Below are 15,150 nucleotides of genomic sequence, written 5' to 3'. Positions count from 1 at the left end.
ACATTCACCCTTTTCCTCACCTGTCACACGATTCTGCGACACTGCGTGCATGACCAATTCCCCTGAGCATCCGGGCGCGTCCCCCGTGCCCGCCGCCAAAGCCCCCGCCAAGACCACAGGCAAACGCGGCTACTGGTGGTCCGGTGCACTCGTCCTCATCTCCGCTCTGATCTTTGGCCTGGCCCTTCTTCTGGTCCATCAGCCGATCAGGACGTCCCCCGAGGTCGTCGACGAGATGGGATGGGGTGAGGCGGTCGAATTCGACGTCGCCGATGGTGAGGAGGATCGTTGGGCTGTCTACATCAGCACCGGCCATGACTTCCACGACTTCCGTGACTGCCGGTCGGGGCTGATGAACACCGTCGAAGGCCGCTACCCCTCCATCCCGAGGGAGAGCGAAAAGGGCCCCTACGGTGACTGGGAGCTCATCGGAGTACTGGAGACTCCCGCACCAGGGGACTACTACGTCCGCTGTGGAATCCTCAGTGATGCGCCAGCGGGAAGTGACGTCGAGTTCGCTCTGGGCAGTGCGGGTCCGCTGCACGCAGTACAAGCACAGGAATCAGCCGGTCTGCCGGTCGTCCTCATCGGCACTCCGCTCTCCCTGATCGCGGCGACCGTGGTCGGGGTGGTCACGGCACTTCGCCGGCGGTCCGCCCGCAAGCTGACCCCCGCTGCTCAGGTTCCCGCCCCGCACGCGGCGTCTCCCCAGCAGTGCCCCTCCCAACCACAGCCTCCCCAACAGCACCCTCGCCAGCACTGATCCGAAAGTTCCAGGACCCCGTATGACCACCCCACAGGAAGGCCCACCGCCCGGTGAGGCCCAGCAGCAACCCTCTCCCCTTTCCCCGCCCCCGGAGTTCCGGCTGCCCAGGGCCCCGCAGGGCGCTCCGCCCCAGCCGCCCGCGCAGTACCCGCCGCCGCAGCGCCCGACCGCCACTGCCGACACCACTTCCGCCGGGGCTCCCTCAGCCCCCGCCGCACCGAGCGCCGAGGCCTCCCTCCCCGAGGTGAAGCCCGCCCGGCTCTGGTACTGGGTGTTCGGCACGATCTTCCCGGTCAACCTGCTGATCAGCATCCTGTTGCTCAGCGACAACCCCGGAGCCTCCCCCGCGCTGATCGTCAGCGGCATCGTGACCCCGATCCTGACCTTCTTCGTCTCCCTGATCGGCTGCGTGGTCGTACTGGTCATCCGATCCGCCGGGATCTCCCGCCGCCGCGCGGAGCAGACCCAGCGTGCGCGCATGGCCGCCAGTGGCGTCCCCGTGTCCCCGGAAGGCATCCCGATGCCCTACCCCGGGCAGTACATCCCCGCCGCCCAGCCGGGCTACGCCCCGCAGCAGCCACTCGTCGCGCGCATGCCGCCGGTCAGGATCCCCGCGAAGGACGTCCGTCCCCGGCGCCGGTGGATGGTGGTCGGCGCGCTCATCTTCCCGCTCTCGTTCCTCCTGGGCACGACCGGCTTCTGGACGTTCGGCAGCAGCGCCGCCGAGGCCTCCCCCGAGTTCGCCTCCGGGGTCATCGAGGGCACCGGGAGCGTCACCTTCCAGGTGAGCGAGGACCAGGTGGGCTCGTTGGGCCTGTACTCGACCGGAGGACTCGACGACGAGAACAGCTTCACCTGCGACCTGTCCGGAGCCTCGTACGCCGGGTTCACCGAGAGACCGGTCGGTTACAGCCACGGCGAGTGGCGGCTGGTCGAGTCCGCGGTGGTCACCTCCCCCGGCACCTACACGCTGGACTGCTCCGGCCCGAGCACCCTGGAGTTCGCTATCGCGGACACCGACGTCGCCGTCGCCTACGACGACGCGATGCTGGCCTCGGTCGGGTTGATGATGCTGTCCTGCTTCGTGGGGTTCATCCTGTCGCTGACCGTTGTGATCACGGTGGGGGTCAAGCGCGGCAACCACCGCGCGCGGCTGATCCGTGAGCACCAGGCCCGGATGTACCAGACCCGGGCCCAGGGCCAGGGCCAGAACGCCTCCCGGCACCACCCGACCTGATCCCCCTGCTCCCGGACCCCGAACACACGCCGGTGCCGCCTCCCCGACTGGGAGGCGGCACCGTTCTGGCTCTCCACCGCGCGGTCCTGCCGAGGCGCGCTAGTCGTGCGGGGGCTCGCCGGTGACGACGTGGTCGGCGTGGTTGAGCGCCTCCAGCACCAGGCGGCGCAGGTGGCCGTCGGCCATGCGGTAGATGGAGTGGCGCGAGTCCCGGCGGTACTCGACCAGCCCGGACAGGCGCAGTTTGGCCAGGTGCTGGGAGACGGCGGTCCGCGAGGCGCCCGCGGACTCGGTGAGCCGGCCGACGTCGGCCTCGCCCACGTTGGCCAGGGTCCACAGCAGGTGCAGCCGGGTCGGGTCGGCGAGCAGCCGGAAGACGTCGGCCGCCACGGCGAGCCTTTCGGGTCCGGGCGGCTCCGGGTGGAACAGGCTCGGCTCGGGGGACGGCTCACTCGGTGACATGGGCCCAGCCTACGGCGGCTTCCCAGCATTAGACATGTGCGTAAGTGCGCACATATGATGCACGTATCCGCCGCCTCCCGAGGGGACCCCCGTGCTCCACGTGCTCGCCAACCGCACCTACCGGCGCCTGTTCGCCGCACAGGCCATCGCCCTGCTCGGTACCGGCCTGGCCACCGTGGCTCTCGGCCTGCTCGCCTACGACCTCGCCGGAGCGGACGCCGGAACCGTCCTGGGCACCGCCCTGACCATCAAGATGGCGGCCTACGTGACGGTGTCACCCCTGGTGGGCGCGGTCTCGGCCCGGCTGCCCCGGCGCGTCTTCCTCGCCACCGCCAACACCGTCCGCGCGGTCTGCGCGCTGTGCCTGCCGCTGGTCAGCGAGGTCTGGCACGTCTACCTGCTGATCCTCCTGCTCCAGGCCGCCTCGGCCGCCTTCACCCCCACCTTCCAGGCGACGATCCCCGACGTCCTGCCGGACGAGCGCGACTACACCCGCGCGCTGTCGCTGTCCCGGCTGGCTTACGACCTGGAGAGCCTGGCCAGCCCGCTCCTCGCGGCGGTCCTGCTGACCGTGGTCGGTTACCAGGCCCTTTTCCTCGGGACGGCCGCCGGTTTCCTCGGCGCCGCCCTACTGGTGCTGTCGGTGGCCCTCCCGGTTTCCTCCAGCAGCCGCGGTGAGCGCTCGGCGCCCTTCCTCGGTTTCGGCCCCTTCCTGCGAATCCCCAGGCTGCGGGCCCTGCTCGCGATGAACCTCGCCGTCGCCGCGGCCACCGCGGTCGTCCTCGTGAACACGGTGGTCCTGGTCCGCGCCGACCTCGGCCTGGGGCAGCCGGAGGTGGCGCTGGCGCTGGGCAGCTTCGGCGCCGGTTCGATGCTGGTGGCCCTCCTCCTCCCGAAGACGCTGGACCGGGTCGGCGACCGCCCGGTGATGCTGCCCGCGGGGTTCGTCCTGGCCGCCGGGCTCGGAGCGGCCGCGCTCGTGCTCTCCACTGCGCCCGCCCCGGTCGCCTGGTGGGGGCTTCTGGCCTGCTGGTTCGTCCTGGGCACGGGGACCTCCCGGATCCTCACCCCGACCGGCCGCCTCCTGCGCCGTTCCGGAGAGTCCCGGGACCTGCCGAAGCTGTTCGCCGCGCAGTTCGCCCTCTCCCACGCCTGCTTTCTGCTCACCTACCCGCTCGCCGGGTGGCTGGGGCCCGCACTCGGCCAGGCCACCACCCTCGGGGTGTTCGCACTACTCGCGGCAGGCGCGGCCGGGGGCGCGGTACTGCTCTGGCGGGAGCCCCGCGGCACCCCGGTGCGCAGCCGGGGAAAGACCACCGGGTGACCGGAACCGGAGCGGTGCCGCCGGGGTCCTAGTGGCTGAGCTCGGGGCGCGACCGTCGCCCCGCATGTCAGCCACCAGCTCCTCGGGAGCGCTCGTGACCTCTCCTGCACCTCCCCGCCCGATCTTCCAGCCCCTGTGGCCCCGCGATCCCGCCTCCGTCGGCGGCTACCGGACCGTGGCCGCCTCAGACCGAAGACCGACCCGGAATCCGCGGACGGTGTGCGGGTGGCGGAGGTGGAGTTGTGGCCTGCGGGGCACGTGTTCCGCGCACGCAACCGGGTCCGGGTGCTGGTGGCGGGTGGCTTCCACCCGAGGTTCGCCCGCAACACCGGGACCGGTGACCAGCTCACCGCCCAGATGCGGGCGGTCGGCTTCGAGGTGCTGCACGACGCCGACCACCCGTCATCGATCACCCTCCCGAGCCGGGCCCCCGGGGTTCCCCGCCCAAGATGACCGGGCCGTCGCCAGACCGGCTGGCCTCGACCGGGACGGCCGGGGATCCGAGGGCGATCCGGTGCGTCACTGCCTACCGACGGGGGGCTGCCGGGCGAGGAACTCCTCGAAGGCCACCTTCTGTTTGGGGTCCATGAAGCCTTCGCGGACGCGTCGGGCCCGCACTTGGAGCCAGTGGGCCTCGTCGGAGTCCAGGAGCTCGGCGACCACCGCTCCCTTGCGAGCGATCGCCGTGCGCCCTCCCGCACATCGGCGGAAGAACGTGAACGCGCCGACTTTCGCCGGGTGGGCCAGTTCGGGCGTCTCCGGTTCAGCCCGGTTCTCGTCCCCGGCCTCGCGCGCCGGGTAGGCGGAGCGTGCCCAGTGTTCCCAGCGCGCCAGCGTGGCCGCGGGCACCAGCACGGCGCGCTCAGCCCTCGCACGCCCTTCCTCCGCACGCCCCTCCCGCGTGAACGTGACAGTGACGGGCTCGCCGACCTCCTCGACCAGTTCGAGCGCCCTCTCCATCTCGTTGTTGTTCGGGTAACCCGTCCCTGCGTCGATCTGAATGCCCATGGCGCCAGAGGCTACTGGCCGTCTCCGACATACCGGGCCCACGGCTCCCGCGTCCCTTCGAACACAGCGCAGCATGCCGCCGTCGCTGTAGAGGTCCGGGACCACGGTGAGGTACCCGGCCCGGGCCATCCTGTCGGCGTGCAGGCGCATCTGTTCGTCGACCCCGAAGGCCTCGTGCGCCACCACCGCCCCGGGCCACGGTCCGTTGCCTTCGGGCCGGGCCAATTAGGCGCGCAGGTTGGGCGAACCGTCACCGCCCTGTGTCAGCTCGCTGAGGTCGATCTCCGGCATGGCTGTCTCCTGATCATCCCGCCCCCGGGTCAGTGCTTCCGCTGACTCTAGACATCCTGCCGCCGTTGGGAAGGGGGTTGGACGAATCTCCCCGAAGCGGGTCCCTTCACCTGCCAAGTCCTCTCGGTACACATCAGCACACACCGCCATGAACCGACCAGCGGTCGCGCGTCCTCGAAGGGTCAGCCGGGCTGCCCGGTGCGTTCGCCGCCGACTCGGGCCACGCCCACCTGGGTAACCTCCTTGCGGAGAAGGTAGGCCGACCCGAGGACTGGAGCACGCTCGATGGGTGGAGTGGCTGAAGAACGTGGGGAACACCGGGACGGCGAAGGGCAGCGGGAAGCCGCGGTACGGGTGTGGGCCAAGGCCAGCCTGGTCACCCCGATGGCGATCCGGGCGGTGGCCACGCTGCGAGTCGCCGACCACCTGACGGAGGGGCCGCGCACCGCTCAGGAGCTGGGCGAGGCGGTGGGCGCACGCCCCGAGGCCCTGGCCCGGGTACTGCGGCACCTGGTGGGCGAGGGCCTGTTCGTCGTCGCGAACGACCGCTTCTCGCTCACCGAGACCGGTGCCGCACTGCGTTCGGACCACCCCTACTCGCGGATCGGCTGGTTCGCGGCCGACAGCGCGCACGGGCGCGCCGACCTCTGTCTGTCCGAGCTGACCGAGGCGCTGCGCACCGGGGAGCCCGCCTACGGGCTGCACTTCGGCGGGTCCACGTTCTGGGACGACCTGTCCGCGGACCCGGACCTGTCCGCCTCCTTCGACGACATCATGGGCGCCCGGATGGCGGCACAGGCGCGCACCCTGGCCGGGATGTACGAGTGGCAGGCGCTGGAGCACGTGGTGGACGTGGGCGGCGGGGACGGCACGCTCCTGCGCACCCTGTTGGAGCGCTTCTCCCGGCCGCGCGGGACCGTGGTCGACCTGGCCGGCCCCGTCGCGGCCGCCCGCGAGACCTTCCGCCGGGCCACCCTGACCGACCGCGCCGGGGCGGTGGAGGGCAGTTTCTTCGACCCGCTGCCCGAGGGTGGTGACGCCTACCTGCTGTGCTGGGTACTGCACGACTGGGACGACGCCTCGGCCCGCACGATCCTGCGCCGCTGCGCCGAGGCGGCCGGGCCGACCGGGACCGTCCTGGTCGCCGAGTACGGCGGCGGCGCCGAGATGTCCGAGCTCGACGTGCGGATGCTCGCGTACTTCAACGGTCGGGAGCGCGACGGCGAGGCACTGACTGCCCTGGCGGCGGAATCGGGACTGAGTCTCGCGGGAGACCACGAATCACACGGAATCAGGCTCCTGGAGTTCACCGTCGGCCATCCAATGTGACTTGTATCACACTACACTTCTGTCACCACGGGTAACGCGGCCAACACCCGACCCCACCGGCCTCCCCCTGTTGACGCGGACACCTCCCGACTGGCTCCATGGGGCGCACCTCTTCACCCACAACGAGGACGGCATGTTCTGCAACACCTCGATGGTGGACCAGTTCAGCGTGCCGATCGGCATCCGGCTCACCGGGGACGACGACCAGAGCACCGGCTTCCTCCTGCCCGGCGGCCACGACGCGATCTTCGAGACGCTCGCCCCGACCCGGACTTCTCCGTGCTGGTCTTCGACGACCACCGAATCATCGCCCCGGGCCACGCCCTCGACTCCGGGATCTTCCCCACCGACTACTACGACCCCTACGTGGACCAGGTGTGGTCGCACTACGCGGGCACCGACCTGAGCGTCACCACCAACGCCGGGACCTTCACCGGCCGGGTGGAGGGCGACCAGCTGCTGTTCGACGGCGGGGTGTCCCCATCCCCCGGCCTAGCACCCGCGACGTGTTCTTCTGCGACGGCGCCCTGGACGCGCCCAACGACGGGATCACCGGGCCGGTCGCGGCGATCGCCGGCGCGGCGCTCAACCGCTCCACCCTGCTGGACACCGCCCAGCAGCCCACCGATGACCCGGCCGAGTTCTACCTGGCCGACATCGCCAACCGCTACGCCGGGGTCTTCCACGACCACACCGAGGACGGCAAGGCGTACGGATTCGCCTTCGACGACGTCGAGGACTTCGCGTCCTACATCCAGGACCACGGCCCCTCGGGCCTGGAGATCACCCTGACGCCCTTCTGAATCCCCGCGCGAGGGCGGCACCACGGACGCGCGCCCCGGACACCCCAGGCCTGATGGGAGCGGGGGTGGCCGGGGCGCGCTCAAAATCCAGCGGCCAGGAGCTCGCTCGGCTGAGCTCACCCCGAACTCACTACGGAGCGGGTCACTCCGGAGCGGGCCCCGATACCTGGCCGGAGCGCTCGCGCACCGATTCCACGATGGCCGAGAAGTCGCGCGGCTCACCGTCCAGGCTGTCCGCGAAGGCGCGGTAGATCTCGGCCGCGTGGCTGCCGATCAGCGCGTCCACCCCGGTCTGTTCGAGTGCGTTGGCGGCCAGTCCCAGGTCCTTGGCCATCAGCGCGGCCGCGAACCCCGGCTTGTAGTCGTTGTTGGCCGGGCTGGTGGGCACCGGCCCAGGAACCGGACAGTAGGAGGTCAGCGACCAGCACTGCCCCGACGCCGTGGACATCACGTCGTACAGCGCCTGGTGGGTCAGGCCCAGCCGCTCACCCAGCACGAACGCCTCGCTCACCGCGAGCATCGACGCGCCCAGCACCATGTTGTTGCAGATCTTCGCCGCCTGGCCGCCGCCCGGACCGCCGCAGTGCACGACCTTGCCGCCCATGACGTTCAGCAGCGGCTCCGCCGTGGCCAGGTCGGCCTCCTCCGCGCCCACCATGAAGGTGAGCGTGCCGCCCTGGGCCCCCGCCACGCCTCCGGAGACGGGGGCGTCCATGGCCCGGTGCCCGGCCTCGACCGCTGCGGTGTTGGCCGTGCGGGCGTCGGCCACGTCCACCGTGGAGCAGTCCAGGAACAGCGTGCCGGGGCGGGCCGCGGCCAGCAGCCCGCCGCCCGTCGAATCCGTGGCGCCCTGATAGGCGGTGATCAGGTGGCGGCCGCTCGGCAGCATGGTGATGACCACGTCCGCTTCGGCCACCGCCTCGGCCGCGGAGCCCGCGACCCGGACCCCGGCCCCGGCTGCCTTCTCCAGTGCTTCGGAGACCAGGTCGAACCCGGTGACGTCGTGCCCGGCGGCGACGAGGTTGGCGGCCATCGGGCCGCCCATGTTGCCGAGCCCGACAAAGGCGATCGCGGTCACCGCGCACCTCCGGAGTCGCTGTCACTGCTCGCCGCACCGGCCTCGGCGAGACCGAGCGGACCGTCCGGGGCCGGTTCGAAGGCCCGCGCGACGTCGGCGTCGCCGACCTCCGCCAGCGTGGCCGGGGACCACTTCGGGTTCCGGTCCTTGTCGATCACCTGCGCCCGGATGCCCTCCACCAGGTCGGGCCAGGTCAGCGTGGCCGTGGAGACCCGGTACTCCTGTTCCAGGACCTCCTCCAGGGTGGCCAGCTCCCTGGCCCGGCGCAGCGCCGCCAGGGTGGTCTTGACCGAGGTCGGCGACTTGGCCTCGATGGTGTCGGCCGCCTTGGCCGCCTCCGGGTCGCCGTGCCCGCGCAGCCGCGCCACGATCTCCTCGGCGGTGTCCGCGGCGTAGCAGGCGTCGATCCACGCCTGCCGGCCCGCCAGGGACCCGGCCGGGACGATCTCGGCGAAGCGGCCGATCACGTCGGCGACGCCGGTCTCCGTGCTCGCCTCCGAGAGCGCGGAGATCAGGTCGGGCAGACGCTCGGAGGGCACGTAGTGGTCGGCCATCCCGGTGTACACCGCGTCCGCCGCACCGACCGGGGTGCCGGTGAGCGCCAGGTGGGTGCCGGTCTCGCCGGGCGCCCGCGACAGCAGGTAGGTGCCGCCGACGTCGGGCACGAACCCGATGGTGGTCTCCGGCATGCCCACCTTGGAGCGCTCGGTGACCACGCGGACACCGCCGTGCGCGGACACGCCCACGCCGCCGCCCATCACCACGCCGTCCATGAGGGCGACGTAGGGCTTGGGGTAGCGGGCGATCTGCGCGTTGAGGTGGTACTCGTCCCGCCAGAAGTCGGCGGCCTGGCGGTCCCCGTCCACGGCACTGGCCCGGATGGCGCGGATGTCGCCGCCCGCGCACAGGCCCCGCTCCCCGGCGCCGTCGAGCAGCACCACGGACACCCGTTCGTCCTTCTCCCAGGTGGTGAGGGCGTCCGCGAACGCGAGGACCATCCCGTGGTCCAGGGCGTTGATCGCGCGCGGCCGGTTGAGCGTGGCGTGGGCGAGCGCGCCGTTGACGCGCAGCAGCACCGTGGTGTCGTCCGGGGTCTGCCGGGTGGGGGTGGCGTCGCCGGTCATCAGGCGGCCCCGGTGAGTCGTCGAGCGATGATGAGGCTCATGATCTCGTTGGTTCCTTCCAGGATTCGGTGCACCCGCAGGTCGCGCACGATCTTCTCAATGCCGTACTCCGTGAGGTAGCCGTACCCCCCGTGGAGTTGGAGTGCCTGGTCGGCCACGGTGAACCCGGCTTCGGTGGCGAAGCGCTTGGCCATGGCGCACAGGTGCGCGGCCTCGGGGGCGCCCTCGTCCAGGGCGGAGGCGGCCCGCCACAGCAGGGAGCGGGCGGCCTCCAGGTCGGTGGCCATCTCCGCGAGCCGGAACTGGAGCGCCTGGGCGTTGATCAGCGGAGCGCCGAAGGCCTCGCGGCTGCCCAGGTAGGCGGTGCTGCCCTCCAGTGCGGCCAGGGCCCCGCCGAGCGAGCAGGCGGCGATGCCGAGGCGGCCGCCGTTGAGCCCGTTCATCGCGATGCGGAAGCCGTCGCCCTCCGCGCCGAGACGCCGGTCGGCGGTCAGTCGGACCCCGTCCATGAGGACCTGGCGGGTGGGCTGGGCGTTCCAGCCCATCTTGGCCTCGTTGGCACCGAAGGAGACCCCGGGGTCGTCGCGGTGCACGACGAACGCGGAGATCCCCGCGGCGCCGTCGCCGCCGGTGCGGGCCATCACCACGTACACCTCGGAGGCGCCCGCCCCGGAGATGAACTGCTTGGAACCGGTGAGGACGTAGCCGTCCCCGTCGCGGACCGCGCGGGTGCTGAGCGCGGCGGCGTCGGACCCGGCTCCGGGTTCGGTGAGGCAGTAGCTGCCCAGGGCCTGCATGGAGCACAGGCCCGGCAGCCAGCGGGCCCGCTGGGCTTCGTCGCCGTAGCGGTCGACCATCCAGGCGACCATGTTGTGGATGGACAGGTATCCGGCGACGGACGGGCAGCCGGTGGCCAGGGCCTCGAAGGCGAGGACGCCGTCGAGCCTGCTCAGGCCGGTTCCACCGGACTCCTCGCGGACGTAGAGGCCGCCCATGCCGAGTTCGGCGGCCTTGCGGAGCACGTCGACCGGGAAGTGCTTGGTCTGGTCCCAGTCCACGGCGAACGGGGCGAGGTGTTCGTCGGCGAACCCGCGCGCGGTCTCGGCCAGCGCGCGCTGTTCGTCGGAGACCGCGGCGCTCACCTGACGACCGGGATCGTGAACTCCGCGCCCTCCTTGACCCCGGAGGGCCAGCGCGAGGTGACGGTCTTGGTGCGGGTGTAGAAGCGGATGGAGTCCGGGCCGTGCTGGTTGAGGTCGCCGAAGCCGGACCGCTTCCAGCCGCCGAACGTGTGGTAGGCGACCGGCACCGGGATGGGCACGTTCACGCCGACCATGCCGGTGTTGACCCGCTGCGAGAAGTCGCGGGCGGTGTCGCCGTCCCGGGTGAAGATGGAGACGCCGTTGCCGTACTCGTGCTCGCTGGGCAGGCGCAGGGCCTGCTCGTAGTCGTCGGCGCGCACCACGGACAGCACCGGGCCGAAGATCTCCTCCTGGTAGACGCGCATGTCCGGGGTGACGCGGTCGAACAACGAGGCCCCGGTGAAGAAGCCGTCCTCGCAACCCTTGACCTTGTGGCCGCGGCCGTCCACGACCAGTTCGGCGCCTTCCTCGACACCCAGCCCGACGTAGGAGTCGACCCGCTCCAGGGCGTCCCTGGACACCAGGGGGCCGAAGTCGGCGTCGGGGTCGTCCGAGGCGCCGACGGTCAGCCCGGCGATGCGTTCGGTGAGCTTGGCGACGAGGGCGTCCGCGGTCTCCTCGCCCACCGGGACCGCGACGGAGATGGCCATGCAGCGCTCGCCAGCGGAGCCGTAACCGGCGCCGATGAGGGCGTCGGCGACCTGGTCGAGGTCGGCGTCGGGCATGACGATCATGTGGTTCTTGGCCCCGCCGAAGCACTGGGCGCGTTTGCCGTGCGCGGTGGCCGTGGAGTAGACGTACTCGGCGATCGGGGTGGAGCCCACGAAGCCCACCGCGGCCACACGGGGGTCGGTGAGCAGGGTGTCCACCGTCTCCTTGCCGCCGTTGACCACGTTGAGCACGCCCGGGGGCAGTCCGGCCTCGTGGAACAGCTCGGCCAGCCGCAGCGGCACCGAGGGGTCGCGTTCGGAGGGCTTGAGGATGAACGCGTTTCCGCAGGCCAGCGCGGGCGCGGCCTTCCAGAGCGGGATCATCGCGGGGAAGTTGAACGGGGTGATGCCCGCGACCACGCCCAGGGGCTGGCGCAGGGAGTGGACGTCGATCCCGGATCCGGCGTTGTCGGTGAACTCGCCCTTGATCAGGTGCGGGATACCGGCGGCGAACTCCACCACCTCGAGCCCGCGCTGAAGGTCGCCGTGCGCGTCGGCGACGGTCTTGCCGTGCTCGGCGGACAGCGCGCGGGCGATGGCCTCGCGCTCGGGTTCGACCAGCTGGAGGAACTTCAGCAGGACCCGGGCCCTGCGCTGGGGGCTCCAGGAACCCCACTCGACCTGGGCCTGTGCGGCGTCGGCGATGACCGCCTCGGTCTCCGCCCGGTCCGCCAGGGGGACGCGCGCCCGCACCTGCCCGGTGTTGGGGTCGTACACGTCGCCGAAGCGGCCGGTCCGGCCGGGGACGTTCTTGCCATGCACGAAATGCGTCAGCTCGCTGACCATACGTGTTCGCTCCATCCTCGTGGATCACACGACTCTCGGGCCGCGAGCGGTGGTCTGACTTCCGGACGTTGTGTCCGGTCACAGTGGCGGGACCGTGCTGGATTCGCACCAGCTTCCCCGCTCCTCGGCACCCTCACCATATAGTTGGACGTCCTACTAAATCCAGCCCTCAAGTGCCCCCGGCCACAGAATCCTCCGTAACCGCAGTTCACCGAAGCGGAGAAGACCCCCGGAGCGGGAGCGACTGGCCCGGGCGTCGTCAGAGGCCCACGTACGGGGCCGCCTCATCCACAACATCCACCCTCTGACCGAAGGTGGACAACCACGGCACTTTGTGGGACCGCGGCCCGCTTAGTAGGCTCTGCGACTTGTGACCGCCGAGGAGAACAGCCGCCCCGCCAGACCACTGGCGCTGACCCCGCGATGGCGGACGGCGGACACCAGCCTGCACGTGCTCCTCGTGATCCACAGCGTCACCGCGGCCACCCGAATCGCCGACGTCCTCCCCGCCCTGCACGACCCCCGGGTCCAGCTCCACTGCACCCAGACCAGCGGAGCCGTCTTCGCAAACGGGGTCGACGAGTACATTCGGGAAAGCGGAATCCGGCACATCCCCTGGGACCAGGCCCGGGAAACGGAATTCGACCTGGTGATCACCGCCAGCCTCGGCGATAACCTACACGAGATAAAATCCAAGATCCTGAGAATTCCCCACGGCAACGGATACAATAAGCAGTGGAACCAGGAACCAGGAACCAGGAACCAGGAACCAGGAACCAGGAACCAGGAACCAGGAGGTCTTCGGGCTTTCCGACGGCACCCTCAAACACGAGGGGCGCCTGGTCCCCAGCGCCATCGCGCTGTCCCACCACGAGCAGTACGCCCGGCTGCGCGAAGGCTGCCCCGACGCCCTCCCGCTCGCCTTCCTCGCCGGTGACCCCTGCTACGACCGCCTCCTCGCCAGTGCGCCCCGCAGGCTCAACTACCGAAAAGACCTCGGGCTGCACGCCAGCCACAAACTCATCACGGTCAACTCCACCTGGAAAACCGATTCCCTCTTCGGGGCCGATCCGGAACTGGTGAACCGGCTTCTCGCCGAACTCCCCTACGACGAATTCCGTATCGCCCTCGTCCTGCACCCCAATGTCTGGTCCTCGCACAGCAGCCGCCAGATCGAGGCGTGGCTGGCCGAGGCGCTCCGGTCCGGGCTGGTGCTCATCCCTCCCCACGAGGGTTGGCGGGCCACCGTGACCGCCGCGGACCTGGTCATCTCCGACCACGGCTCCGTCAGCGTCTACGCCGCCGCCGTCGGCCGTCCGGTCCTGCTCGCCACGGACGGCCGTGACGCCATCGACCCCGACTCCGGGCTCGGCCATCTCTACGGGGTAGCGCACCACCTCGACCCCCGCGCGCCCCTGCCTCCCCAGCTGCACCAGGCGGAAAAACGGCGTGAGCAGACCCGCGAGACGGCCCGCACCTGGGTCAGTTCCGCACCCGGGCAGGCCCTGGACCTCATCCGGGCCGAGGCCTACCGGCTCATGGGCGCCACACCACCGCCGCACGCCCCCGCACTCCTGGCCGTGCCGCCGCCCCAGCCGCAGAGCAGCGCCCCCACCTCGCTGTGGGTCAGCGTCACCCCGGTCGAGACCGGCTCTCCCGACGGTCCCGAGCTCACGGTCCACCGAACGCCCGCCGCGGTGAACCCGCACGGCCCCGGCACCCTGGTCTCCTCCGACGCCGAGCTCGACCACCGGCTCGCCGCTGCCGCCGACGTCCTCACCGTCGCCGAGTGCGAGCTGCCCGCGGACGAGGCCCTGTGGTCCGCTACCGCCTTCTCGCACCGGCCCGGCGCCCGCCTCACCGCCGTGCACTCCCCCGAAGGGGCCCGCCTTCGCACCCGCCACGGAGACACCCACAGCGTGCGCTTCACCCGGCCGCTCCCCGACGACGCCCACCTGGTGGTGAGCGTGCTGGCCGACCTCCTCGTCACCGCCGAGGAACCGCCGACGGCCGTCTCCCTGGCAGCTTTCAGCCCGCTGCGAATCCGGATCTCACCCGACCGGACCCTCAACGTCCCCTTCCAGGTCAGCGCCGACTGATTTCCGGATTCCGCCGACATCATGAGGCTACGCTCGGTAGTTTCATGCCATGCCAGGATTCGACCACGAGCTCCAGGTTCGCCTGCTCCAGAACAGGCCGTCTCTGGTCCCTCTCATGCTGCGTGACACACTCGGCTTCCCCGTTCCCGACTTCGCCCGCGCGGAGCTCGGCTGTGGTGACCACACCAAGCTCAAACCGACGCCGTTCAAATCGGACAACGTCGTCGTTCTCTACGACAGCGACGGCCGCAAGCTGCTCGCGATCCTCTCGGAGGTTCAGCAGAAGAAGGACGACGACAAGCCCTACACCTGGCCCCTCTACCTGGCCACTGTTCGGGATCAGCTGCGCTGCCCGGTTCGGCTGATGGTGGTCTGCCCGGACACCGCGACGGAGCGGTGGGCACGCCGCCCGATCGAACTCGAGACCGGGGGTGCCGTGCTCCGGCCCGCGGTCCTGGGACCGAGCAACACCCCGGTCGTCGACGACATCGACCGTGCGAAGCGCCTCCCGGAGTTGGCCGTCCTCTCGGCCGCCGCGCACGGGGACAACCCCGCGGTGCTCAAGGCCGCCGAATCGGCGCTGGACGACCTGCCCGAACACACCCGGCTCATTTACTATGACTTCATTGAGTCCAAGCTCAGCGTTGCGGCTCGACTGATGTGGGAGGAACTCATGGCAACCGGCACCTACGAGTGGCAGAGCGACTTCGCCCGCAAGTACGTCGGTCAGGGGCGCGAGGAAGGCCGTGCTCAAGGCCGCGAGGAAGGCCGCGAAGAAGGCCGCGAAGAAGGACTGGAGGAGGGTCTCGCCAAGGGCAGGCGGGAGGACATCCTCCGTCTTCTGGAGGCCCACGAGGTCGCCGTCGAAGCCTCCGCACGGAGCCGCATCGAGGATTGCTCTGACCTCGAGCAACTCGACACCTGGTTCACCCGGGCCATCTCGGCCAGGAGTGCCGACGAGCTCTTCGACTGACCTTCACGAACTGGCGGG

General features: G+C 70.8%; 14 protein-coding genes, 1 pseudogene and 1 riboswitch. Of the genes and pseudogenes, 9 read left to right on the top strand and 6 right to left on the bottom strand.

Translation table 11 applies throughout. The features are described from left to right. Window positions 1–49: 49 nt before the first annotated feature. Together HNR07_RS27460 and HNR07_RS27455 are read left to right on the top strand one after the other, a co-directional pair. Window positions 50–763, top strand: a complete 714-nt coding sequence (locus tag HNR07_RS27460; protein WP_184367960.1) for a hypothetical protein — start codon at window positions 50–52, stop codon at window positions 761–763. 22 nt (window positions 764–785) lie between these two features. Next, entirely contained in the window at window positions 786–2,003 is a 1,218-nt protein-coding gene (locus HNR07_RS27455; protein ID WP_246420525.1) for a hypothetical protein, read from the top strand. A gap of 99 nt (window positions 2,004–2,102) precedes the next feature. Here HNR07_RS27455 and HNR07_RS27450 read toward each other — a convergent pair whose 3' ends face one another. Beyond that, window positions 2,103–2,465, bottom strand: a complete 363-nt coding sequence (locus HNR07_RS27450) for an ArsR/SmtB family transcription factor (RefSeq protein WP_184367958.1) — start codon at window positions 2,463–2,465, stop codon at window positions 2,103–2,105. A gap of 91 nt (window positions 2,466–2,556) precedes the next feature. Here HNR07_RS27450 and HNR07_RS27445 point away from each other — a divergent pair, with 91 nt between their 5' ends. Both HNR07_RS27445 and HNR07_RS27440 read left to right on the top strand, forming a co-directional pair. Beyond that, window positions 2,557–3,789, top strand: a complete 1,233-nt coding sequence (locus HNR07_RS27445) for an MFS transporter (protein ID WP_184367955.1) — start codon at window positions 2,557–2,559, stop codon at window positions 3,787–3,789. A 234-nt stretch (window positions 3,790–4,023) separates the two neighbouring features. Next, window positions 4,024–4,242: a hypothetical protein gene (locus HNR07_RS27440; RefSeq protein ID WP_184367952.1), complete on the top strand. Its 219-nt coding sequence runs from the start codon at window positions 4,024–4,026 to the stop codon at window positions 4,240–4,242. Between the two features lie 66 nt (window positions 4,243–4,308). Here the strand turns inward: HNR07_RS27440 and HNR07_RS35235 are convergent, their stop codons facing one another. Continuing rightward, a complete protein-coding gene (locus tag HNR07_RS35235) occupies window positions 4,309–5,022 on the bottom strand; it encodes a dienelactone hydrolase family protein (RefSeq protein WP_246420524.1) in 714 nt (237 codons plus the stop codon). A 351-nt stretch (window positions 5,023–5,373) separates the two neighbouring features. On the opposite strand from HNR07_RS35235, the gene HNR07_RS27425 reads away from it, so the two are divergent. The 3 genes and pseudogenes from HNR07_RS27425 to HNR07_RS36220 all read left to right on the top strand — a co-directional run bounded on the left by HNR07_RS27425 (window position 5,374) and on the right by HNR07_RS36220 (window position 7,220). After that, window positions 5,374–6,417 (top strand): methyltransferase, encoded by a 1,044-nt coding sequence (locus HNR07_RS27425; RefSeq protein WP_184367949.1) that lies wholly within the window; start codon window positions 5,374–5,376, stop codon window positions 6,415–6,417. Window positions 6,418–6,550: 133 nt separating this feature from the next. Next, window positions 6,551–6,837 (top strand): annotated as a pseudogene (locus HNR07_RS36225) (beta-1,3-glucanase family protein); the annotation flags it as partial. Window positions 6,838–6,923: 86 nt separating this feature from the next. Further along, the gene (locus HNR07_RS36220; protein WP_376769954.1) at window positions 6,924–7,220 is read left to right on the top strand and encodes a beta-1,3-glucanase family protein; all 297 of its coding nucleotides are present in this window, start codon (window positions 6,924–6,926) and stop codon (window positions 7,218–7,220) included. A 142-nt stretch (window positions 7,221–7,362) separates the two neighbouring features. Here the strand turns inward: HNR07_RS36220 and mmsB are convergent, their stop codons facing one another. The 4 genes from mmsB to HNR07_RS27400 form a co-directional block, all read right to left on the bottom strand. Then, window positions 7,363–8,298, bottom strand: a complete 936-nt coding sequence (mmsB, locus tag HNR07_RS27415; protein ID WP_184367946.1) for a 3-hydroxyisobutyrate dehydrogenase — start codon at window positions 8,296–8,298, stop codon at window positions 7,363–7,365. Beyond that, a complete protein-coding gene (locus HNR07_RS27410; RefSeq protein ID WP_184367943.1) occupies window positions 8,295–9,422 on the bottom strand; it encodes an enoyl-CoA hydratase/isomerase family protein in 1,128 nt (375 codons plus the stop codon). Before HNR07_RS27410 ends, mmsB begins: the two co-directional genes overlap by 4 nt. Further along, complete coding sequence (locus tag HNR07_RS27405; RefSeq protein ID WP_184367940.1) at window positions 9,422–10,564, bottom strand: acyl-CoA dehydrogenase family protein; 1,143 nt, start codon at window positions 10,562–10,564, stop codon at window positions 9,422–9,424. The genes HNR07_RS27410 and HNR07_RS27405 overlap by 1 nt, the downstream gene beginning before the upstream one ends. Continuing rightward, on the bottom strand, window positions 10,561–12,060 hold the full coding sequence (locus HNR07_RS27400; RefSeq protein ID WP_184367937.1) for a CoA-acylating methylmalonate-semialdehyde dehydrogenase: 1,500 nt from the start codon (window positions 12,058–12,060) through the stop codon (window positions 10,561–10,563). Before HNR07_RS27400 ends, HNR07_RS27405 begins: the two co-directional genes overlap by 4 nt. Further along, window positions 12,059–12,206: riboswitch (adenosylcobalamin (AdoCbl) riboswitch) on the bottom strand. Its footprint overlaps the gene before it by 2 nt. A 933-nt stretch (window positions 12,207–13,139) precedes the next feature. Between HNR07_RS27400 and HNR07_RS27395 the strand changes: the two genes are divergently transcribed. Together HNR07_RS27395 and HNR07_RS27390 are read left to right on the top strand one after the other, a co-directional pair. After that, complete coding sequence (locus HNR07_RS27395; protein WP_184367934.1) at window positions 13,140–14,159, top strand: hypothetical protein; 1,020 nt, start codon at window positions 13,140–13,142, stop codon at window positions 14,157–14,159. 49 nt (window positions 14,160–14,208) lie between these two features. After that, window positions 14,209–15,132 carry a hypothetical protein gene (locus tag HNR07_RS27390; RefSeq protein ID WP_221318954.1) on the top strand — a complete coding sequence of 308 codons (924 nt, stop codon included), beginning with the start codon at window positions 14,209–14,211 and terminating at the stop codon, window positions 15,130–15,132. The last annotated feature ends 18 nt before the right edge of the window (window positions 15,133–15,150 follow it).

It is taken from the genome of Nocardiopsis metallicus (genome assembly GCF_014201115.1).
GTDB lineage: Bacteria > Actinomycetota > Actinomycetes > Streptosporangiales > Streptosporangiaceae > Nocardiopsis > Nocardiopsis metallicus.
This window is presented reverse-complemented; position numbering and strand designations above follow the sequence as displayed.

What these genes read in the sequence shown, in the direction of transcription:
- HNR07_RS27460 (WP_184367960.1), top strand. Translation starts at nt 50, where the DNA reads ATGACCAATTCCCCTGAGCATCCGGGCGCGTCCCCCGTGCCCGCCGCC.
- HNR07_RS27455 (WP_246420525.1), top strand. Translation starts at nt 786, where the DNA reads ATGACCACCCCACAGGAAGGCCCACCGCCCGGTGAGGCCCAGCAGCAA.
- HNR07_RS27450 (WP_184367958.1), bottom strand. Translation starts at nt 2,465, where the DNA reads ATGTCACCGAGTGAGCCGTCCCCCGAGCCGAGCCTGTTCCACCCGGAG.
- HNR07_RS27425 (WP_184367949.1), top strand. Translation starts at nt 5,374, where the DNA reads ATGGGTGGAGTGGCTGAAGAACGTGGGGAACACCGGGACGGCGAAGGG.
- HNR07_RS27410 (WP_184367943.1), bottom strand. Translation starts at nt 9,422, where the DNA reads ATGACCGGCGACGCCACCCCCACCCGGCAGACCCCGGACGACACCACG.
- HNR07_RS27400 (WP_184367937.1), bottom strand. Translation starts at nt 12,060, where the DNA reads ATGGTCAGCGAGCTGACGCATTTCGTGCATGGCAAGAACGTCCCCGGC.
- HNR07_RS27390 (WP_221318954.1), top strand. Translation starts at nt 14,209, where the DNA reads ATGCCAGGATTCGACCACGAGCTCCAGGTTCGCCTGCTCCAGAACAGG.